Origin of the sequence: Ruminococcus sp. FC2018 (assembly GCF_000621805.1) — a bacterium.
GTDB lineage: Bacteria > Bacillota > Clostridia > Oscillospirales > Ruminococcaceae > Hominimerdicola.
This window is the reverse complement of the sequence record NZ_JHXH01000006.1, coordinates 19816-41525: the sequence shown is the minus strand read 5'-3', so window position 1 is coordinate 41525 and position 21710 is coordinate 19816. Positions and strand designations below refer to the sequence as shown.

Here is a 21710-nt window from a genome sequence, read left to right as displayed (position 1 = left end):
AAACTACGACCTCAGTTTGCCTGCCTGCCCATTGCAAATGCTTTCTTGTTAAGCTCCAGGAACTTAGCCGGCACACATTCCTCCACAGCCTTGTTCCAGCAAGCCTCGTCAAACGGCATTTTTGTGGACACAACCCCCATAAGCACCACGTTTGAAGCCTTGGCGTTGCCGCATTGCTCTGCTATCTTCAGAGCGTCGACAGCTATAACATCAATTCCCATATCTTTGAGCTTTCCTACTATATTCTCGGGATAAACTGCCGCACCGTTTATAACAGGCATCGGGTCTATCTGCTGGGTAGAGAGCACGATATGTCCGCCTTTTTTCAGGAAAGGCACATATCTTGCTGCCTCAAGGGTCTCAAAGCTGATTATAATATCAGCCTCTCCCTTTTCCACAACAGGCGAATAAACCTTGTCGCCGTATTTAACATAGGTGACCACCGAGCCGCCTCTCTGGCTCATGCCGTGTACCTCGGACACCTTTACGTCATACCCCTGCTGCAGCAGGACGTTTCCTATAAGTCTTGAAGCGAGCAGCGAGCCTTGTCCGCCCACGCCCACTATCATAATTGATCTCGTTTCCATTTATGTACATTCCTTTCGGTATGAATTACTTTACGATAGCGCCGAGCTTACACATCTCGGTGCAGATTCCGCAGCCCACGCACTGTGTGTGGTCGATAACGGACTTTCCGTCGTGCATTGATATTGCAGGGCAGCCTATCTTCAGGCACTGCTTGCAGCCTACACACTTATCGTTATCAACTTTAAGGGGTGGATTGTGCTTAACATATTTCAGCAGCGCACAAGGTCTGCGTGAGATGATGACGCTCGGCTCATCCTTAGCAAGTTCTTCCTTGATGACAGCCTCGGTTTCAGCCATGTGGTAAGGGTCAACGACTCTCACGCTCTTTATGCCGATGGCGTGGCACAGGTCAACGAGATTTACGGCAGCGGCGGGATCGCCTTTGAGGTTCTTGCCTGTTGTCGGGTTCTGCTGGTGACCTGTCATGCCTGTGATAGAGTTGTCAAGGATTATGACTGTGGAATTTGTAGCGTTATATGCCACGTTCACAAGGCTTGTCATACCGCTGTGCATAAAGGTGGAGTCGCCGATAACAGCAACAGAGTTCTTCTCTGCCTTTTCGCCCAGAGCCTTGTTAAAGCCGTGCAGTGCCGAGATAGATGCGCCCATGCATATGGTGGAATCCATAGCGTTCAGCGGAGCTGTTGCACCCAGGGTATAGCAGCCGATGTCACCCGAAACGGTAACGCCCAGCTTTTTAAGGCAGTAGAACAATCCTCTGTGAGGGCAGCCTGCGCACATTACAGGAGGTCTTACAGGGACATTCTCTGCGAACGTATCAAACTCCGGCTTTGTGCCGAGTATCTTTTCGGAAACGATAGTCTGGGATATTTCGCCGATGTAGCCGAAAAGCTCCTTTCCGATAACGTCAACGCCGATGTTTTTGCAATGGCTTTCGATTATACCATCAAGCTCCTCGATAACATATACCTTATCGCACTTTGCGGCAAAATCCCTGATAAGCTTTGTAGGCATAGGGTTTATCATACCAAGCTTGAGAAAGCTTGCCTTGTCGCCAAGAGCCTGCTTTGCGTACTCGTAGCAGATGCCTGCTGTGATAACGCCTATCTTTGTATCAGCCATTTCTACTCTGTTGAGGTCGCTGGTTTCTGCAAACTCCGCAGCAGCCTTCAGCTTGTCCTCAACTATCGGGTGACGCTTTATAGCCTTTGCAGGCATCATAACGTACTTGTCGATATTCTTTTCATATGGTATAAGATCCTTTTCAACTCTGTCGCAAAGCTCAACAGCCGACTGGGAGTGTGAAACTCTTGTTGACAGTCTTAACAGAACAGGGCTGTCAAACCTCTCGGAAAGCTCATAAGCCTTGATAGCGAACTCCTTACACTCCGCAGAGTCGGAAGGCTCCACCATAAGTGTCTTGGATGCGATAGCATGGTGCCTTGAATCCTGCTCGTTCTGCGACGAGTGCATTCCCGGGTCGTCAGCAACAGCAATTACCATTCCTCCTGTTACACCTGTGTAGCCTGCGGTATAAAGCGGGTCGGCAGCAACATTGAGTCCCACGTGCTTCATAGCGCAAAAGCTCCTTGCACCTGCAATAGATGCACCCAGAGCCACCTCCATAGCCACCTTTTCGTTAGGTGCCCACTCGGCGTACACCTCATCATACTTCGCCAGTGTCTCGGTTATCTCCGTTGAAGGGGTACCGGGATATGCCGATGCGATACGGCAGCCTGCTTCGTAAAGTCCTCTGGCGACCGCTTCGTTTCCAAGCATAAGTTTTTTCATAATCTGTATCTTTCCTTTCATTCGCCTTTATAGCCCCAAGGCGATAGATTTCACTCTATTTACACAAATCAAGCATTATAAGAACACTTTTATCTAGTATATCACATTCAAACCGAAAATGCAACAAGAATAATTTATTAAAAATTATAAAATATGACAATAAAAAAGGGCTTTTCTTTTTACTCAAAGTATGCTATACTGAATGTGTTGTTTTTTTATTGTTCCGTAAAAGGATGAGGGTGAGTAAAATGCGGATATTCAGAAAGAAAGAGCTGCCCGTAAAGCTTGATTTTTCCGCTTGCGGAAAGATAATGATAGACGGGATGAGGTTTTCCTTCTCCGTTTCAAGCGATGGAAAGTCGTCTGAAAAGGGGCTGTGTGTTTCCTTTTCGGGAGAGGCTATCGACAGCGGAGAGGTCAAGCTCAAGGACCTTGAGATAATGCAGCAGCACAAAGGCAAACTGGTGCCAAGAAAGCTGAGTATGCCCCTTGTGACCAAAAAAGACGGCAAAAAGATATATCAGGCAAAGCTGCATGATCTGAAAATTGCCGACGCCACCCAGCGTGTTGCCAAGGGACAGACAATAGAAGATGCCCTTTCAAGCATAATCAGCAAGGACATAAGCTTTAAAGTCACCCCTGTTTACAGCGGTGACGACGAGCCTGAGATAATGCTCAACGTTTACCCTTACGAGAACGCACTGACCGGCTCATGTACCAAATGGCTCAAATGCACCTCTGACAAGGACTGGTTTGAGCACAACATGAAATAAGAGGTAAGAACATGATAGTCACGATAATATTCGGTGTGATAATTGCTGCATTTGCGCTTTATCACGCTGTCAGATCAATTAAAGGCTCAAAAAAGCACCGCATAATGCTTGTGAACATCATACTTGCTGCGGTGGCAGTGGTTTGCGGCGTGATAATCGCTGTAAATACCTCGGTGATAGAATCCGCACGCTCAGAATACAATGTCCACAATTCGACTATACTTGGCGGTGTTTATTTTGAAAAAGAGCAGGACGGCTACTATTTTTTCAGTTCCCACACCCTGTTTTCTTCCGATGAATATGTTGTTTCCACCGATGATGTAAAGCTGCCGTGGATAAGCAGGCTGGTGGGCGAGGTTGCGGTCTGCACATCAAACAGCCGCAGCCACGGTTACAGTCAGGTTGAGATAAACGGCAGCAAGTACACTCTTTGGGACAATGCTGAAAAGATCATTCCCGACTTTTCATTTATGCTGACGTATTTTATTGTCTTAACAGCATTAGTTGCTGCGATATTTGACATTGCTATGCTTATAACGTACCTGAAAAACAGGAAACAGAAAGGAGCGGCTTCACCCCATGAGGATGAGGAGAAAAAAGAATCTTGACGCAAGGCTTGAGGGCTGCGGCGACAGGATAATATATATGGACAGAAACGAAAAGAATTTTCAGGATAAGAGCGAAAAATCTCTGCTGGACTACAATTCCCTGTTCGGCAACCACAATCCTGTGATACTGGAGATAGGCTGCGGCAAGGGACAATTCGCTATCGAGTTTGCAAGACAGCACCCGGAGCTTAACGTGCTTGCGGTGGAAAAGTCCAGCAACGTTATCGTTGACGCTGCGGAAAGTGCGATACAGCTCAGCGTCCCCAATCTTTTTTTCATGCGGGGAAATGCGGAGTATCTGGACTGCTATATCCCCGAAAGATCCATAGGGCTTATATACCTGAATTTCAGCTGCCCATTCCCAAAGAATACCTACGCCTCGCACAGACTGACGCACAAAGGCTTTCTTGAGATCTACAAAAAGCTGCTGAAGCACGGCGGAGAGATACATCAGAAAACAGACAATATGCATTTTTTTGAGTTCTCTATCGAGCAGTTCACCGCTAACGGCTTCGGGCTTAAAAACGTAAGCCTTGACCTGCACAACAGCAGCTTTGAAGGCAACATAATGACAGAATACGAAACACGATTCTCGCAGATGGGATTGCCGATCTACCGTCTTGAAGCGTATATGACAGGACAATAGCTCAAAAAGCAGGTGATAAAAATGACAGACAGAAAACAGCTTATCCGTGAGGCACTTGACTGCCTGGTAAACTCATATGCGCCCTACTCGGGATACAACGTGGCAGCTGCGGTGCTTTGCAGCTCGGGAAAGATATACACGGGAGTAAACGTTGAAAACGCATCCTATCCTGCGGGTATCTGCGCTGAAAGAAACGCCATATCCCACGCCGTTGCCTGCGGCGAAAAGGAGATCGAAGCTATCGCCATTGTGGGCGGTGCAAACTACTCGGCAAGCGACTACTGCCCTCCCTGCGGCATATGCAGGCAGGTAATGCGGGAATTCTGCGACCCGAAAAAGCTTGCGGTCATCTTTGCAAGGTCGGAAACGGACTACAAAGAGATGACGCTTGAACAGCTTCTTCCCGAGAGCTTCGGACCTGAAATGCTTGGGAAATAGTACAAAAAAGCGGACAGTTCAAAACGAGCTGTCCGTTTTATTTTTTTGAGTGAAAAAAGGACAGCCCGTAATGAGCTGTCCTTTTGCGTTTTAATTAGTTGTTGATGAACTTGTCCTCTTCGTTGTTCCAGCTGTACAGCTTTCTGATCTCCTCGCCCACCTTCTCGGAAGGATGCTCTGCGTGGAGCTTTCTCATAGCCTTGAAATGAACCTGTGAGCCTGCGCTTGACATTTCGAGCAGGAACTCCTTTGCGAAAGAGCCGTCCTGAATGTCTGCGAGGATCTTCTTCATTGCCTTCTTGGTCTCCTCGGTGATGAGCTTAGGACCTGTTACATAGTCGCCGTACTCAGCGGTGTTGGAGATAGAATATCTCATGCCTGCAAAGCCTGACTGATAGATAAGGTCAACGATGAGCTTCATCTCGTGGATACACTCAAAGTAAGCATTTCTCGGGTCGTAGCCTGCCTCGCAGAGTGTTTCAAAACCAGCCTGCATAAGAGCGCACACGCCGCCGCAGAGGACTGCCTGCTCACCGAACAGGTCTGTTTCTGTCTCGGTTCTGAATGTTGTTTCAAGAACGCCTGCTCTTGCGCCGCCGATACCCAGTGCATATGCAAGACCAATGTCATAAGCGTTGCCTGTTGCGTCCTGCTCAACAGCGATAAGACAAGGAACGCCCTTACCAGCCTGGTACTCGGATCTTACTGTGTGACCCGGTCCCTTAGGAGCGATCATAACGATGTTTACATTCTTAGGCGGAACGATGCATCCGAAGTGGATGTTGAAGCCGTGAGCGAACATAAGGGTCTTGCCCTCTGTGAGATGCGGCTCGATGCACTGCTTGTAAATTGCAGCCTGCTTCTCATCAGGGATGAGTATCATAATGATGTCAGCAGCCTTAGCAGCCTCTTCTGTTGTGAGAACCTCGAGTCCCTGCTTTACAGCCTTGTCCCAGCTCTTTGAGCCCTCGTAAAGACCTACGCATACGTCAACGCCGCTCTCCTTGAGGTTGAGCGCATGAGCGTGACCCTGTGAGCCGTAGCCGATGATAGCGACTTTTTTGCCCTTGAGCACGTTGATGTCGCAGTCCTGCTGATAGAATATTCTTGCCTGATCCATGATTGATTCCTCCAATTAAATAGTTTACTATTTTTCAGCCTTACGGCTGTGTGGTACTTAGTTTTTCTTCGGGCTGAATGTTTCGCTGCCCTTTTCAATGGCAACCGTGCCTGTTCTTACCATTTCGATAATGCCGTAAGGAGCGATTATCTCCTCAAATCTGCAAAGCTGTGCGTATGTATCGCATATCTCCAGCGTCATTGTGGTAAGAGTAACATCCATTACCTTTGCGTTGATTATCTCCGCAATGGTCATTACCTCGCTTCTCTTTTCGGGAGAAACGGTAAGCTTTACAATCATCAGCTCTCTTGCAAGGAACTCGTCCTTTGCAAAAGTCTTGACCTTGATGACCTCGATAAGCTTGTTGAGCTGCTTTTCGATCTGCTCAACGGTATGCTCGTCGCCGTCGGCAACTATTGTGATCCTTGAGATAGAGGGGTCGTGGGTAGGTCCCACTGCAAGACTTTCGATATTGAAGCCTCGTCTTGAAAAAAGTCCCGAGATCCTTGAAAGAACGCCGCTGTGGTTTTCAACAAGGACAGAAATTGTATGCTTCATCAAAAAACCTCCGAATCCGATTAAATGTCCACTTGAAAGTATATCATCTATTTGTTATATTATTGTGAACTAATGATTGATAAATTATCAATCAGCGTGTAGGGAACATATCCTCCACATCGACCTCCACAAGGCATATTCCCTTGTGGTTAGCTATCATGTCCACAGCCTTGTCCACGTCGCTGCTGCTGTCCACACGGAAAGCGTCGATACCATAGGCTTTTGCCAGCTTTATAAAGTCGGGAGAACCGTCAAGGAAAACAGCTGTTTGTCTGTCGCCGTAGCCCACGGTCTGGAGCTCACGCACCATTCCCAGTCTGTTGTTGGTCATAACCACGATCTTGATGTCCACCCCATGCTGAACGGCAGTAGCCAGCTCCATCATACACATCTGGAACGCACCGTCACCGCATACAGCAACAGTAGGACGCTTGGGATCCGCCATTTTAGCACCGATAGCAGCAGGTATGGAATAGCCCATAGTTCCCATACCGCCTGTGGTGAGCAGCCTTCCGCCCTTGGAGAATTTATAGTTGTTACAGGTCCAGATCTGGTTTTGTCCAACGTCCGCCACAATGGTTGTCTTTGCAGGCATAGCCGCCGAAAGCCTCAGCATAAACTCCTTGGGGTCAACTGTTCCCTTGGGAGTTTTCACCGGCTCATAGCTTGTTCTGTACTGTTTCAGCTCCTTGAGCCACTGTGTGTGCTTCATTGGCTGTGCTTTTTCAAGCAGCTGCTGCAGCACCAGTTTTGCGTCGCCCACAAGGGGGATATCCGTTCCGATATTCTTCCCTATTTCCGCCGGGTCGATATCTATGTGAATAATAGTAGTTGTCTTTGCAAGCGTCATAGGCGTGCTCACGGCTCTGTCACCCACTCTTGCTCCCACAAGGAAAAGCGTATCGCAAAGGTTTACAGCTGCATTTGCGGCTTTGATACCAAAGGAGCCTATCATTCCGCAGAACAGCTCATCATCGTCCGGGAACACAGAAATACCCATCATAGTTGTGATAACGGGGATCTGCATTGTGTGGGACAGCTTCACTATCTCCTCCTGTGCGTGGGCGGCAAAAACGCCTCCGCCTACACATATAAGCGGCTTTTCAGCCTCACAAAGTGCTTTCATTACCTTCTTCACCTGAAAGGCGTTACCCTTTCCGGTAGGCTTATAGCTTCTTATATCGCACTTTTTAGGATAGCTGAAATCCACAGTCATCTTCTGGACGTCCATTGGTACGTCTATGAGCACAGGACCCGGTCTGCCGGTACCTGAAATATAAAACGCCTCTTTGAACACCCTTGCCACATCATCAGGGTCTTTCAGCAGGTAGCTGTGCTTGACAAACGGTTCAGCCGCACCTGTGATATCCGCCTCCTGAAAAACATCAGAGCCGATCTGGTCGGTGTTGACCTGACCTGTGATACAGATTATAGGTATAGAGTCCGCATAAGCCGTAGCTATGGCGGTTATAAGATTAGTCGCACCCGGACCGGAGGTGGCGATGCACACCGCAGGCTTGCCGGAAATACGAGCATATCCGTTGGCAGCGTGACCTGCATTTGCCTCGTGGCGCACAAGCACGTGCTTTATATCCTTCCCGGTTTTTTTAAGCTCATCGTAAAACGGGCAGATAGCTGCGCCGGGATAGCCGTAAACGGTATTTATACCCTCAGCTTTAAGGCACTCTACCATAGCCTGACTTACCGTCATTTTCATAAAAAACTGACCTCCATAAGCAATTTACTGTTTTAAATCAGTATAGCACAAAAAGCCTGTCAAGTCAACAGCAAAATACCCCGGCGGCGGTGCGCTTGTCCGCCGCAATATATTTTGTGATAGAGGCAGGCTTTCGCACTTCCTACTTCTTTTTTGCAGACAAGCCAAAAAGCACTTGCAGATACGGCACCTTTCTCACTCCCACGCACAGCGCATAAACCAGCGGATAGCAGATAAAAACAGTCACAGTGAAATTTGGGATAACGCCGACACCTGTATGGCTTAGCAAATACTGGCACAGTATCACTATCGGGAAATGCAGGATATAGAACACATACGACACACTTGAATTGAACCTTGTAAAGCTGTTTGCGAAATCAAGGTGATCGTGAGCAAGTATCATAAGCGCAGGCACAGCAAGCGCAAACGAAGCATAATTGCAGATAGTATTAAGATCCTTATGTCCGCCTATAAATATAAATATCGCCGTGTTGGCGATGTTTGCCGCAAGTGCAAGCATCACAAGCGGAATTTTGCATCTTTTAAGGCTCAGCGCAAAGCTTTGCCGGCTGAAAAAATAGTACCCCAGCAGATAAACGCACAGATATGTGGAAACTTTTTTGCCCATAATATCCACATTAAACAGTGCTATCGCCGCAACCGTCAGCACTGCGGCAACGGCAAACCCCTTTTTGCCTTTCACGTCAGTATCTCCGACCAGCCTGATGATCACACAGGATAAAATTGAAATAATTATCAGCACACCGAGGAACCAGAAATGTCCCAGCGTAAAACCGCCATCATACCCCGTCAGGTCGGTGAATTTTGTAAAATACGTTGTGTAGTGGGCGAAATATCCGCCGCTGTAACCGTTGTGAGTAACATCTGCGACATAGCTCATTATCGGGTTTACAGCGAGCAGCCCGAACACGAACGGGATACCAAGGCGCACAAAACGCTCTTTTATAAACGTGCGGTATCCCCTTTTTTGAAGCGAAAAGCGAGCCGAAACGCCTGCCAGCAGGAACATTATCGGCATGAACCACGGGCTTATAAATGAAACCACCGCAGCTATCGGCTTTACAGGCTCAAAGAATATGTAATTTGCCTCGTCCCACGTGTTGTAGGCTATCGCCGCATGATAAACTATCAGCAGCGAAACCGTCATCCACCGCAGATTGTCGATGTAGTTCAGACGCTTAACCATCTTTTTACCCCGTTCTTATTTTTGTTAAGTATATCACACTGTGCAGTGCAAGTCAATAAAAAATCTCCCCGCAAAATGCAGGGAGATGATCTGTCTTCATTCAGAATTTAAGGGTCTTGAGCCTTTGCATAGCCTCGATAGTTCTGTCCTTATCGCCGAATGCGGTAAGTCTGAACCAGCCCTCGCCGTTCTTGCCAAAGCCTGCACCGGGTGTGCCGACAACATTTATCTTTTCAAGCAGCAGGTCAAAGAACTCCCAGCTGCCCATATTGCCGGGGCACTTGAGCCAGATATACGGGCTGTTCTTTCCGCCGGTGTACTTTATTCCCAGCTCGTCCAAAGTTTCACCGATTATCTTTGCGTTATTCTTATAATACTCGATGTTCTCTCTTGTCTGCTTTAAGCCTTCCTCGGTGAAAACTGCCGCAGCAGCGCACTGTACCGGGTAAGATACGCCGTTGAACTTGCTGCCCTGTCTTCTTCCCCAAAGGTCCGCAAGCTTTACCTCACTGCCGTCGGAAGCCTTTACAACAAGCTCGCTTGGTACTACCGTGTAGCCGCAGCGCATACCTGTAAAGCCTGCTGTCTTGGACAGCGAGCACATTTCGATAGCAACTTCCTTTGCGCCCTCTACCGCATAGATAGATCTTGGCACGTTCTCATCGGTGATAAACGCCTCGTAAGCGCTGTCGTAGATAATAACCGCATTGTTCTTTTTAGCGTAAGCGATCCACTCTTTCAGCTGGTCATAGGTGTAAGCCGAGCCTGTGGGGTTGTTTGGCGAACAAAGATAGATAAGGTCACAATTTACGCTGTCGTCGGGCATTGCAGCAAATCCGTTCTTCTCGTTTGAGTCCGCAAAGATAACATTTCTGCCGCACATTCTGTTTGTGTCCACATAAACAGGGTAAGCAGGGTCTGTGATAAGCACGGTGTTGTCGTTTCCGAATATATCAACGATATTTCCGCAGTCAGCCTTTGCACCGTCGTTGATACGGATATCTCCTGCGGGAACGTCAACTCCGAAGGACTTGTAATAACCCGAAACTGCCTCACGCAGGAAATAATAGCCTGCACCGGAATCCTCGTAGCCCTTGAAAGTCTCCTTCACGCCCATTTCGTCTGCGCCCTTTTTCATTGCCTCAACAACACATTTTGCGATAGGCAGGGTAACATCGCCGATACCCATTCTTATAATATCAGCTTCGGGGTGAGCGGCTTTGTAGGCATTTACTTTCTTTGCAATATTTATGAAAAGATAATTCTTTTCAAGCTTCAAAAAATTTTCGTTTATCTGTGGCATTTGTAACAACTCCTTCTGGATATATGTGGTCAGATGACTATTTCACCGGAGAATACGGTAACAGCGTCACCGGTAAGATAAACCGCATCGTCTGTATAGCGTATCTTCAGAGTGCCGCCCCGCAGAAGAACAGTTATCTCCTCGTCCTTCTTGCAGTAGCCGTTGAGCACAGCGGCAGTAACTGCTGCGCAGGCACCTGTTCCGCACGCCCACGTCTCACCGGAGCCTCTCTCCCAGACTCTCATTTTAAGTGTGCGCTCGTCAATGACCTTGATAAACTCGGTGTTGACTCTCTCGGGGAAGATCTCATGGTGTTCAAATACAGGACCGTATTTTTCAATATCAAAATCGTCCACGTTGTTGATGAATGTAACAGCGTGAGGATTGCCCATTGAAACGCAGGTGATATTGAAATCCTTGTCGATGATATGCACCGGTCTGTCAACCACCGCACCGTTGTCCCCTGCTTCAAGGGTAACAGGTATCTGTGCAGGTTCAAGTATAGCCTTGCCCATATTTACGGTAGCTCCGTTGACCTCGCCGTAATGTCTTGTAAGGCTTATCTTCATAATGCCGGAAAGAGTCTCGACGGTCATGTCGTCCTTGTCAACGATGCCGTTGTCACGCATGAACTTGGCAACACATCTTATGCCGTTGCCGCACATCTTTCCTTCCGAACCGTCAAGGTTGAACATTCTCATCTTGGCATCAGCTATATCTGACGGACATATAAGAATGACTCCGTCGCCGCCGATACCGAAATGTCTGTCTGAAAGGTTGATAGCCAGACCCTCGGGGTTGTCGACCTCCTTGTCAAAGCAGTTGAAGTATACATAATCGTTTCCGCAGCCCTGCATCTTGGTGAATTCAAGGTGCTGCTTTTCTTTTCTCATGTTGTTGATGTCAACTATCTCTGTGGAGTTCTCGGTGAACTTGCTTCGCAGGGACGTAGCAATAGCGTTGGCTGTATCGATAGAAGTAAGGCAAGGGATATTCCACTCAACAGTCTTTCTTCTTATCTTAACAGAATCTCTTGTAGGCATTCTGCCCTTTGCCGATGTGGAGATAACATAGGATACCTTTCCGCTTTCGATAAGGTCGATGGTGTTGTTCTCTCCCTCGTGTATCTTATTGACCACCTCTGCCTGGATACCGTGCTCTTTAAGCGCAGCAGCAGTGCCTCTTGTGGCATAAAGCTTGAAGCCCAGGTCCGCAAAAAGCTTTGCTGTCCTTGGGATCTCTCCCTTGTCGGTATCTCTTACGGTGATGAACACTCCGCCTGTTTTGCCAAGCTTATAGCCTGCGGCGGTAAGACCCTTGTACAGTGATTCCTCAAGGCTTGAAGAAACTGCAAGCACCTCACCGGTTGACTTCATCTCGGGACCAAGGTGGTTATCAACGTCGATAAGCTTTTCAAAGCTGAATACAGGGACCTTAACAGCTACATACGGGGAGTTCTTGTAAAGACCTGTGCCGTAGCCCATATCTGCCAGCTTTTCGCCCAGCATAGCCTTTGTAGCAAGATCGACCATTGGCACGCCTGTAACCTTTGAGATGTAAGGGATAGTTCTTGAAGAACGTGGATTTACCTCGATAACGTAAAGCTCGTCATTGTTTATAAGATACTGGATATTCACCAGACCTTTTGTTTTAAGCGAGATAGCAAGACGCTTGGAGCAGTCAACTATTCTTTCCATAAGCTTATCCGAAACATTCCATGCAGGATAAACAGCGATAGAGTCGCCCGAGTGGATACCTGTTCTCTCGATATGCTCCATAATGCCCGGGATAAGTATCTCCTCTCCGTCGCATATAGCATCTATCTCCAGCTCTGTACCCATAAGGTACTTGTCGATAAGCACAGGGTTCTCGATGCCCTGGTCAAGGATTATAGCCATATACTCCTTGATATCGTCGTCATTAAAGGCGATTATCATGTTCTGTCCGCCAAGCACATAGGACGGTCTCATAAGTACAGGATAACCTATCTTGTTTGCAACGTCCAGAGCCTCCTGTTCAGTCATTACCGTAAAGCCCTCAGGACGCTTTATTTTAAGCTGTTCAAGCAGCTCGTCAAATCTCTCTCTGTCCTCGGCTGCGTCGATAGAATCCGGAGGTGTACCCAGTATCTTAACTCCCTTGCTGTCAAGGAACTTTGTGAGCTTGATAGCTGTCTGTCCGCCGAAAGCTACAACAACTCCCACCGGCTTTTCAACTCTGATGATGTTCCATACGTCCTCGTCGGTAAGCGGCTCAAAGTAAAGTCTGTCGGCGGTATCAAAGTCTGTGGATACCGTCTCGGGGTTGTTGTTTACGATAACAACGTCGTAGCCATGCTCTTTAAGTGCCCATACGCAGTGAACGGAAGCATAGTCAAACTCGATACCCTGTCCGATACGGATAGGACCTGAGCCGAATACGATAACTGTCTTTTTCTCGCCCACTCTGTTGGCAATAAACTCGCTCGCCTCGTCCTCGTTATCATAGGTGGAGTAGAAATACGGTGTCTGCGCCGCAAACTCGGCAGCACAGGTGTCAACCATTTTATATACGCAGTGGATATTCTTTTTGATAGGCTGACCGGAAAGTCTTTGGATGACCTTGTCGGGGTAGCCCAGCTTTTTGGCTGCAAGGTAGACCTCGTCGCTGTAATTATCCTTGAGCTGTTTTTCCATGGCGATAAGGTTAAGGAACTTGTTGAGGAACCACTCGTCTATCATGGTTATCCTGTGTATCTCCTCAACGCTTACGCCACGGCGCAGTGCCTCATAGACCACGAAAAGTCTTTCGTCGTCGCAGTTATGTATCTTAGCTTTTATCTCATCGTCGGAAAGATCTTCCATCTTCGGTGAGATAAGGCAGTCGTGTCCTATCTCTGCACCTCTCACAGCCTTCATGATAGCCTGCTCGAAGCTGGTACCGATGGACATTACCTCACCTGTTGCCTTCATCTGGGTGCCAAGCTCACGCTTTGCATAAACGAACTTGTCAAAGGGCCACTTAGGCAGCTTGCAGACTATGTAGTCGATAGTCGGCTCGTTGCAGGCATAAGTCTTGCCGGTAACTGCGTTCTTTATCTCGTCAAGAGTATAGCCGATAGCGATCTGGGCAGCAACCTTTGCGATAGGATATCCTGTTGCCTTTGAAGCAAGTGCGGAAGAACGGGAAACTCTGGGGTTTACCTCGATAACCGCATATTCGTTTGACTCAGGGTCAAGTGCGAACTGGCAGTTGCATCCGCCCTCCACCTCAAGGGTATCAACTATCTTCAGCGCAGCTGTGCGCAGCATTGCATACTCCTGTGTTGAGAGTGTTACCGCAGGAGCGATAACGATAGAATCTCCCGTATGCACTCCCACAGGGTCAACGTTCTCCATTGAACACACTGTGATACAGTTGCCCTTTGAGTCACGGATGACCTCAAACTCTATTTCCTTCCAGCCGCTGATACATTTTTCAACCAGCACCTGGGTTATAGGTGAAAGGTAAAGACCGTTTCTTGTTATCTCACGCAGCTCTTCATCGTTATGCACGATACCGCCGCCTGTTCCGCCAAGGGTAAAGGCAGGTCTTATGATAAGGGGATAGCCGATAGAGTGGGCAAACTCAACTGCATCCTCTACGGTATTGACTACCTTTGATGGGATACAAGGCTGTCCGATGGACTCCATGGTATCCTTGAACATCTGTCTGTCCTCGGCTTTGTCAATAGTCTCCACTCTTGCGCCCAGCAGCTTCACGTTGTACTTGTCAAGGAACCCTTCCTTTGCAAGCTGCATGGAAAGGGTTAGTCCGGTCTGTCCGCCAAGGGTGGAAAGCACGCTGTCAGGGCGTTCTTTCTTGATGACTCTCTTGACTGTTTCAAGAGTCAGCGGCTCGATATATATTTTATCCGCCATTGCGTTATCTGTCATGATCGTGGCGGGGTTTGAGTTTATAAGAATTACCTCAAGTCCCTGCTGTTTAAGAGCACGGCAAGCCTGTGTTCCCGCATAGTCAAACTCAGCTGCCTGACCTATAACGATAGGACCCGAACCGATGACAAGGACTCTTTTTATATCTTTTTTCAAAGGCATTTAGATTCATTCCTTTCTGAGTGTGCTGTATTACTTGGTCATGTATCCCTCGAACTTTTCGTAAAGGAAGCTTGTGTCCAGCGGTCCTCCGTCAAGCTCCGGATCGAACTGCACGGATACCACCGGCTCGCCCTCATACTCAAGCCCCTCACAGGACTTGTCATTTACATTGACAAAGCTTGCCTTTGCGTTGCCGGGCAGGGCAAGGTTCTCAACGCCGTAGCCGTGATTCTGTGAGGTGATATATGTCTTTCCCGTTGCCATGTATTCAACAGGCTGGTTTGCACCTCTGTGACCGTATTTCAGTTTATATGTCTTTGCGCCGTGTGCCACAGCAAGAAGCTCATGACCCATTCCCACTGCAAAGACAGGCATCTTCATCTCGATTAGCTTTTTAAGCTCATCTGTGATCTGTGTATACTGTGACGGATCGCCGGGACCCTGGGTAAGCACAACGCCCTGCACCCCAAGCTCCTTTATCCTTTCAGCCTTGGTGAATGCAGGAACCACAGTGACCTCATATCCCCTGCTGAGCAGCTGTGCCAGCATGGAATTTCTCATGCCAAGATCCAAAGCAGCCACTCTGAACTTAACATCGCCCTGAGGCTTGTATGTCTTTTCCTCCTTGCAGGTAACGCTCTCCACAGCATCTTCGATAGCATAGCCCTTGATGTCGGTCAGACCGAAGCTTGCGCCCTCGCCCACGATCTTTCCGTTCATAACTCCGTTTTCACGGATTATCTTTGTGAGCTGTCTTGTGTCGATCCCGCAAAGACCAACAATATTTTTTTCCTTTAAAAAAGTGTCAAGATCACCCTCACAACGGTAGTTGCTGGGCTCCTGACACCATTCTCTGACAATATAAGCTTTAACGTGTGAATCAGCCGATTCCATATTGTCGGCAATAACACCGTAATTTCCAATGGAAGGAAATGTCTGAACAACGATCTGTCCATAAAAACAAGGATCGGTAACGGTTTCAAGATAGCCCGCCATGCCGGTAGTAAAAACTATTTCACCAACAGCTTCACCGGCAGCACCAAAGCTGTTACCCTCGAAAATAGTACCGTTTTCCAGAATAAGATATGCCTTTTGCACTTCAAGCTCCTCCTTTTCGCATTTTATCCATTATAACATAAAACGTTTTCTTTGTAAAGCGAGTTAGGCTGTTTTTTTCAATTCTGTCACACTCAACAAAATTGTCAGAAAATAATGTGCATTTTTTCGGCAGGCTTGAAAAGCAAAAAAGAGGACGCATCGAATGCGCCCTCTGTGTGATCTTGAATCATCCCAGGATAACCTCTACCTTTGTGGTATCTGTAAGCTTGTCTGCCGAAAGGAAATTGCCCTGTACCTTTTCGCCGTTGACGGTCATTTCCCTGACTCCGCTCTGAACGTGATCCGGATTCTTTATATCAATGCTGATATGCTTTCCACGGAAATTCTTTTCGATAGTAAATCCGTCCCACTCATGTGGTATGGACGGGTCGATAACAAGTCCGTCTGCATTGGGTCTCATTCCGCAGATACCCTCAACACAGCCTACCATTACCGTTGAGCCTGTACCTGTCAGCCAGTGAACGTGGGATCTGCCGGCAAAAGGCGAACGTGTTGCCTCGGTAAACTGGCCGTGAACATACGGCTCCATTACTCTTATCTCAGCCTTATCGTTCATGCTTGCAGGAGCTGATTCCATAAAGTATTCAAACGCTCTGTCGCCTCTGCCCAGAAGTGACTCGGCAAGTATAGCCCAGCCCTGAGGCTGTGAGAAGATACCGCCGTTTTCCTTGGTATCGGGGTTAAAGATATGCATGAGCGCACCGTCGAAATAATGATCCTTGTAAGGCGGCTCCATAAGCTTTATGCCATATGGCGTATTGAGTATCTCATGGACCTTGTCCATAGCTGTAACTCCCTGCTCCTTTGAAGCAAATCCGGAGATAACAGACCATGACTGAGGATTGAGCCACATATTTGCCTCGGGGTCCTTCTTTGCGCCAACGACAACGCCGTTGTCCCTAATACCTCTGATAAATCTGTCCTCGTCCCAGCAGTCGCCCAGTGCCTTGGCAAGCTCGCCCTGTGCCTTGTCAAGATAAGCGATATACTCATCGTCCCCTCTATCCTTGGCAATATCTCTCATAACGTTCATAGCATAGAACAGCTGGAAAGCGACGAATGTGGACTCGCCCTGTGCGCCCAGACGCAGACAGTCGTTCCAGTCAGCGTGCAGGCCTGCAGGCATATGGTGTGCACCCAGTCTTTCCATTGAAAATCTGATAGCATTTTTCAGGTGGTCGTAAACTGTGTCCTCGCCGCCGTTTGCATAAACGATGACCTCGTCAAGGAACGCCTTGTTTCCGCTTTCACCAATATATTTAACTACCGTCGGGAACAGCCACAGTGCATCGTCAGCCCTGTAAGAGGGGTGACCTGTCTGCAAAGCGTACTCCGAGTTGGGGTCGTTTTCGTCCGGGCAGTTCTCAAAGCCTGCCTTATGGTCAAACTTTACAAGAGGTAATCCGCCGCCGTTGTCCACCTGAGCAGAGATCATAAACCTTATCTTGTCCGCAGCAAGCTCCGGATCTATATGGATAATGCCCTGAATATCCTGAACGGTATCACGGTAGCCGTATCCGTTTCTCAGTCCGCAGTAGATAAACGAAGCTGCTCTTGACCAGATAAACGTGATAAAGCACTGATATGCGTTCCACACATTCACCATGTTGTTGAACTCGTCGGAAGGTGTCTTTACCCTGAAGTTATCCAGCTTTGAGTGCCAGTAATCCACCAGCTCTTTAAGCTCTGCATCGACTGCACCCTTTTTCTCATACTGTGCCATTACAGCCTGAGCTGCCTGTGGATCCTTCTGACCCAGAACATAGATCAGCTCTGCGCTCTCGCCGTCAGCAAGCTCTATGTCCGACTGCAAAGCTCCGCAGCAGTTGCTGTTGAAGTTAAGCCCGTCATCGCAGCTGCCTCTTTCCAAAGCAATGGGGTTGCCATAATCTCTGTACGGACCGATGAACGCATCAAGGCTGCCGTTATAATGGCTTACCTTCTGTCCGGCAAGTCCGAAAAATCTCTCCTGTCCGTTGTAGCCTCTTTCGTCCCTGTTATCGAACTCATTGATGTGCTCAACTATCATATTGCCCTCAAAAGAGGTTCTTGTGATGAACAAAGTATATTGGAGATTGACCTGATCCTGCTCATAGTTATTCTCGTTGGTGAACTCGATAAAGCCGAAAGCGGACAGCTTTCTTGCTCTGCCGGAATTATTGGTCACCTTTGTTCTCCACACCTCGTATGTCTTGTTGAGCGGTACATAATAGGTTATCTCCGAGCTTATGCCGGAATAATCCGACTTAACGGTGGTGTAAGCTGTTCCGTGGTGACACTCTGTCTTGTACTCGTCAAGGCTCTTGCCCACCGGCTGCCATGTGCATGACCAGTAGTCCCCCGACTCGCTGTCACGCAGATAAACAAATCTGCCCGGCAGACCGATGTTTGAATTGAAGCGGTATCTGGAAATACGTCCGTTGGCACCGCTTTTAACAAAGCTGTAACCAAAGCCGTTGTTGGACACGATAGCACCGTACTCAGGCGAGCCGAGATAATTCGCCCAGGGGGCGGGTGTATCCGGTCTGGTGATGACATACTCTTTATTTTCCAGGTCAAAGTAGCCGTAATTCATAGTGATCTTCTCCTTTTAATTCCTTTTTATTCCAAAAGATAAATATAATCAAATATATTCAATTTATTGTAACATATCCGAATAAATAATACAAGGGGTATCTGGATTTTTAGCACTTTCTTATAAAAACGGGTAAGATAAATATACTTTTTGACCAAACCCTATGTCCGCAGCGGCACAAGAAAGCCGCCCCTGCAAAGCTGCAAAGGCGGCTGATTTCGCTTATTCGTCCGCAAGGGCAAAATCTATCTTTCCGCTGTTGACATTAGAGCCCATGACTTTCACTCTTATCCTGTCGCCGACGGTATAGGTCTTTCCCGTTGAGTAGTTTTTAAGGCTTATCATCCCGTCGGACTTGTACATTCCCTCCTGCATCTGGTCGATATGCAAAAGCCCCTCACAGGTATTTTCAAGCCCCACAAAAACACCGAAGTCGGTCACACCTGTAATAATGCCGTCAAACTCCTCGTCCACATGGTCAAGCATATACTCCGCCTTGTAGCAGTCCTCACAGCTTCGCTCCACCTCCATGGCGGTTATCTCCGTTTTAGTTGCCTGGTCTGCTGCGGCATAGGAGAACTTTGAGTATCTGCGTGCAATTTCCGCTGCCTTTTCGCCCCTCAGGAAATCCGACATTATGCGGTGTATGGCAAGATCAGGGTACCGTCTGATGGGAGAGGTAAAGTGAGCATAATCGTCAAGTACCAGACCAAAGTGTCCCACAGGCTCGGTGGAATACTTTGCCTTGGACATACTCCTGAGGGCAATGCTATTAACAACAGGTGCCAGCGCTGTATCCTTTACCTGTTTGAGTATTGCGGCAATGTCCTGAGGGGTGGTGTGCTGTCCTATCTTGTATGGTATGTTCAGCTGCACCAAAGCCTGCTTTAATCCCTCTGTCTTTTCCTCGCTTGGCTCTTCGTGGATACGGTATACAAACGGCAGCTTATTGTCAAAGCCAAAGCGTGCGGCACACTCGTTTGCCACAAGCATGAAATCCTCTATCATTTCCTCACTTCTGCCCCTTGTTCCGGGAACAACATCAACGCACCTGTCGTTTTCGTCAATGATAAGCTTTCCCTCAAGGGTCTCAAGCTCCGGACAGCCCCTCTCCAGACGACCTGCCCTGAGTATATCAGCCAGCTCCAGCATGACCGGCAGCTGATCCTCAACATCCGCATATTTAACGCTGTTGGACTTTGAATTGTACCCTTCAAGCATCTCGTTTATCTCGCTGTATACGCCCTTGACTCGGGAACGGATAACGGTCTTGGCAAACTTGTAGCTTGTGATATGCCCCTGCTTGTCCAGCTGGGCTATACAGGAAAAGGCAAGTCTGTCCTCTCCGGGATTGAGGGAACATATGCCGTTTGAAAGCTCCTTTGGGAGCATGGGTATTACCCTGTTTGCATAATAAACGCTGGTGCCACGCTTGAAAGCCTCATTGTCAAGCTCCGACTTGGGCAGCACATAGTGTGATACGTCTGCGATATGCACCCCAAGCTCGTATCCGCTTTTTATCTTTCTCACGCTTATCGCATCGTCGATATCCTTTGTGTCCGCTCCGTCAATGGTAAATATGGGCACATCACGCAGATCCAGCCTGAGCGGTATCTCAGCGTTTATACGTGAATAGTCGCTGACGTTTCTTGCCTCCATTATTACCTGGGGCGGGAATACAGGAGTAAGTCCGTTGACCTCAACAACGCAGAGAGCACAGGACGACGCCCTCATGGAGCTTCCGTAGCTTGCGGTGATGATGCAGCTGTGCTCGCTGTGACGCTTGCCCCTGTGGGTTATCTCGGCGATCACCTTGTCCCCCTCGTGCAGCTCAAGACCCTGCGGGTTCTCAAAGCTCATGGAGGATTTGCACATGGTATCGGGAACGATCTTCAGCTGTCCGAACTCGCTGACTATCTCACCCATAAAGCGTGAATAATTCTCCTGTTCAATGGCAGTTACCTCGCCCTCAAGGGATTCACCCTTTCCCTTGAAAACACGCACAGATACAATATCCCCCGGCATTGCACCCATAAGATACTTTCCCGCAACAAAATAATCCGCACCTGTTTCCAGATCCCGCACAAAACCAAACGTGCGGTTGATGCGCACCACCTCGCACCTGCGTTCCTTCTTTTTTTCGCCCAGGCTGAAACCGTACTTTGTTTCGGTTATCTCACCTCTGCGTTTCATGGCAGAAACCGTGTCGTTGAACTTGTCTATATCAAAATGCTTTCTTTTGCAGTCACGCAAAAGCTCCTTGTAGCGCACCGGTTTTTTCCCTGCACGCTTTAGCTTGCTGACTATAAGCTTTGTGTAATCTGTTTTCATCTTTTCTCCTTTTACGCTGATTTCTCTGAAGATCCTGATTACCCTGTTTGTCCTTTGACAGGATCATTTTGTTAACTTATTCTTTGAACTCATATGCTGTATATGTATCATGCAGCTCAAAACCCAGCTTTTTAGCAATGCTCACCGAAGCCATGTTCCTTGCGTCCCAGTTGGGGGCAAGCTGCCTGTGGATACATTCGAGAATAAACCTCGCCGCTGTTATCCCTGCAAGCCCCTTTGATCGGTGCTCGGGCGAAGTGGAGACCTCCACCTCCACACCTTTGCTGTAATAGCAATAGGTGCTGGTTCCGCTGACTACTCTGCCGCCGTGCTTGACGACAAAGCCGAAGCCGTGCCTCCGGAACTGTTCATAGTCCAAAAAATTGGACACAAAAGAGTATGCCCAATCCGAACCCAGACATTCTCTGTATTCGCTCTCACCCACACCGCAAAGCGTATAGCCCTCAAGCTGCGGACAATTTATCTTATCCGCCAGATCTGCAAGCGACTTTGTGTCAAACCCGCCCTTTGCAGCACGCATATGATAACGCTGCACCTTTATAAGCCTGTGACCGCAGGCAGCATCCAACATACCGAACCATTCGTCCCGCCCGGGCACGATCACCGCATTGGGCTTGTCCTGCAAAAAAACTGCTATCTCACCTGCGTTTCCGGGTTTACCTGCAAGATAGAGAAAATCTCCCGAAACTATAACTGCTGTCCCGGGCTTTTGCTCATCGTCACACCAAAGCTCACCGTAAACCCCTTCAAAGCAGCTTTGTATCATTGAATCGTCAAAGCAGTCAAACAGCCTTTTCAGCCGCTGGCTTATGAAATTTGCTTTTTGCATTTTCTCTCCTTAAACAAAAAAGCTGCCGCATGATCTGCAGCAGCCTGGT

General features: G+C 48.2%; 16 protein-coding genes. 4 read left to right on the top strand and 12 right to left on the bottom strand.

Annotated elements, in window-relative coordinates; genetic code table 11:
• Positions 1-11 precede the first annotated feature (11 nt).
• Both T494_RS0105515 and iorA read right to left on the bottom strand, forming a co-directional pair.
• The gene (locus tag T494_RS0105515) at positions 12-587 is read right to left on the bottom strand and encodes an indolepyruvate oxidoreductase subunit beta (RefSeq protein WP_028505432.1); all 576 of its coding nucleotides are present in this window, start codon (positions 585-587) and stop codon (positions 12-14) included.
• A gap of 25 nt (positions 588-612) precedes the next feature.
• On the bottom strand, positions 613-2340 hold the full coding sequence (gene iorA / locus T494_RS0105510; protein ID WP_028505431.1) for an indolepyruvate ferredoxin oxidoreductase subunit alpha: 1728 nt from the start codon (positions 2338-2340) through the stop codon (positions 613-615).
• Positions 2341-2588: 248 nt separating this feature from the next.
• Between iorA and T494_RS12430 the strand changes: the two genes are divergently transcribed.
• Genes T494_RS12430 through cdd form a run of 4 tightly spaced genes read left to right on the top strand, consistent with a single transcriptional unit; the run spans position 2589 to position 4805 of the window.
• Positions 2589-3113 carry a hypothetical protein gene (locus tag T494_RS12430; protein WP_051540126.1) on the top strand — a complete coding sequence of 175 codons (525 nt, stop codon included), beginning with the start codon at positions 2589-2591 and terminating at the stop codon, positions 3111-3113.
• Positions 3114-3124: 11 nt separating this feature from the next.
• Positions 3125-3721: a hypothetical protein gene (locus T494_RS0105500; protein ID WP_028505430.1), complete on the top strand. Its 597-nt coding sequence runs from the start codon at positions 3125-3127 to the stop codon at positions 3719-3721.
• Positions 3693-4367, top strand: coding sequence for a tRNA (guanosine(46)-N7)-methyltransferase TrmB (gene trmB / locus T494_RS13815; RefSeq protein ID WP_028505429.1), 675 nt, complete (start codon positions 3693-3695; stop codon positions 4365-4367). The genes T494_RS0105500 and trmB overlap by 29 nt, the downstream gene beginning before the upstream one ends.
• Before the next feature lie 21 nt (positions 4368-4388).
• Positions 4389-4805, top strand: coding sequence for a cytidine deaminase (cdd, locus tag T494_RS13810; protein WP_037344068.1), 417 nt, complete (start codon positions 4389-4391; stop codon positions 4803-4805).
• A gap of 94 nt (positions 4806-4899) precedes the next feature.
• Here the strand turns inward: cdd and ilvC are convergent, their stop codons facing one another.
• The 10 genes from ilvC to T494_RS0105435 form a co-directional block, all read right to left on the bottom strand.
• A complete protein-coding gene (ilvC, locus tag T494_RS0105485) occupies positions 4900-5925 on the bottom strand; it encodes a ketol-acid reductoisomerase (RefSeq protein WP_028505427.1) in 1026 nt (341 codons plus the stop codon).
• Between the two features lie 57 nt (positions 5926-5982).
• Positions 5983-6483: an acetolactate synthase small subunit gene (gene ilvN / locus T494_RS0105480; RefSeq protein WP_028505426.1), complete on the bottom strand. Its 501-nt coding sequence runs from the start codon at positions 6481-6483 to the stop codon at positions 5983-5985.
• 91 nt (positions 6484-6574) lie between these two features.
• Positions 6575-8200 (bottom strand): biosynthetic-type acetolactate synthase large subunit, encoded by a 1626-nt coding sequence (gene ilvB / locus T494_RS0105475; RefSeq protein ID WP_028505425.1) that lies wholly within the window; start codon positions 8198-8200, stop codon positions 6575-6577.
• 142 nt (positions 8201-8342) lie between these two features.
• A complete protein-coding gene (locus T494_RS0105470) occupies positions 8343-9407 on the bottom strand; it encodes an acyltransferase (RefSeq protein WP_028505424.1) in 1065 nt (354 codons plus the stop codon).
• Between the two features lie 100 nt (positions 9408-9507).
• On the bottom strand, positions 9508-10710 hold the full coding sequence (locus tag T494_RS0105465; RefSeq protein ID WP_028505423.1) for an LL-diaminopimelate aminotransferase: 1203 nt from the start codon (positions 10708-10710) through the stop codon (positions 9508-9510).
• Positions 10711-10739: 29 nt separating this feature from the next.
• Positions 10740-14786, bottom strand: coding sequence for a carbamoyl-phosphate synthase large subunit (gene carB, locus T494_RS12425; RefSeq protein WP_081777235.1), 4047 nt, complete (start codon positions 14784-14786; stop codon positions 10740-10742).
• A gap of 30 nt (positions 14787-14816) precedes the next feature.
• Positions 14817-15884: a carbamoyl phosphate synthase small subunit gene (locus T494_RS0105455; RefSeq protein WP_028505422.1), complete on the bottom strand. Its 1068-nt coding sequence runs from the start codon at positions 15882-15884 to the stop codon at positions 14817-14819.
• Positions 15885-16071: 187 nt separating this feature from the next.
• Complete coding sequence (locus T494_RS0105445; RefSeq protein WP_028505421.1) at positions 16072-18480, bottom strand: glycosyl hydrolase family 65 protein; 2409 nt, start codon at positions 18478-18480, stop codon at positions 16072-16074.
• A gap of 222 nt (positions 18481-18702) precedes the next feature.
• Positions 18703-20811, bottom strand: coding sequence for a ribonuclease R (rnr, locus tag T494_RS0105440; protein WP_028505420.1), 2109 nt, complete (start codon positions 20809-20811; stop codon positions 18703-18705).
• 76 nt (positions 20812-20887) lie between these two features.
• A complete protein-coding gene (locus T494_RS0105435) occupies positions 20888-21661 on the bottom strand; it encodes a GNAT family N-acetyltransferase (protein WP_028505419.1) in 774 nt (257 codons plus the stop codon).
• Positions 21662-21710 lie beyond the last annotated feature (49 nt).

What these genes read in the sequence shown, in the direction of transcription:
- T494_RS0105470 (WP_028505424.1), bottom strand. Translation starts at nt 9,407, where the DNA reads ATGGTTAAGCGTCTGAACTACATCGACAATCTGCGGTGGATGACGGTT.
- T494_RS0105435 (WP_028505419.1), bottom strand. Translation starts at nt 21,661, where the DNA reads ATGCAAAAAGCAAATTTCATAAGCCAGCGGCTGAAAAGGCTGTTTGAC.
- T494_RS0105445 (WP_028505421.1), bottom strand. Translation starts at nt 18,480, where the DNA reads ATGAATTACGGCTACTTTGACCTGGAAAATAAAGAGTATGTCATCACC.
- carB (WP_081777235.1), bottom strand. Translation starts at nt 14,786, where the DNA reads ATGCCTTTGAAAAAAGATATAAAAAGAGTCCTTGTCATCGGTTCGGGT.
- T494_RS12430 (WP_051540126.1), top strand. Translation starts at nt 2,589, where the DNA reads ATGCGGATATTCAGAAAGAAAGAGCTGCCCGTAAAGCTTGATTTTTCC.
- T494_RS0105515 (WP_028505432.1), bottom strand. Translation starts at nt 587, where the DNA reads ATGGAAACGAGATCAATTATGATAGTGGGCGTGGGCGGACAAGGCTCG.
- iorA (WP_028505431.1), bottom strand. Translation starts at nt 2,340, where the DNA reads ATGAAAAAACTTATGCTTGGAAACGAAGCGGTCGCCAGAGGACTTTAC.
- trmB (WP_028505429.1), top strand. Translation starts at nt 3,693, where the DNA reads ATGAGGATGAGGAGAAAAAAGAATCTTGACGCAAGGCTTGAGGGCTGC.
- ilvN (WP_028505426.1), bottom strand. Translation starts at nt 6,483, where the DNA reads ATGAAGCATACAATTTCTGTCCTTGTTGAAAACCACAGCGGCGTTCTT.
- T494_RS0105500 (WP_028505430.1), top strand. Translation starts at nt 3,125, where the DNA reads ATGATAGTCACGATAATATTCGGTGTGATAATTGCTGCATTTGCGCTT.
- T494_RS0105465 (WP_028505423.1), bottom strand. Translation starts at nt 10,710, where the DNA reads ATGCCACAGATAAACGAAAATTTTTTGAAGCTTGAAAAGAATTATCTT.
- rnr (WP_028505420.1), bottom strand. Translation starts at nt 20,811, where the DNA reads ATGAAAACAGATTACACAAAGCTTATAGTCAGCAAGCTAAAGCGTGCA.
- ilvB (WP_028505425.1), bottom strand. Translation starts at nt 8,200, where the DNA reads ATGAAAATGACGGTAAGTCAGGCTATGGTAGAGTGCCTTAAAGCTGAG.
- cdd (WP_037344068.1), top strand. Translation starts at nt 4,389, where the DNA reads ATGACAGACAGAAAACAGCTTATCCGTGAGGCACTTGACTGCCTGGTA.
- ilvC (WP_028505427.1), bottom strand. Translation starts at nt 5,925, where the DNA reads ATGGATCAGGCAAGAATATTCTATCAGCAGGACTGCGACATCAACGTG.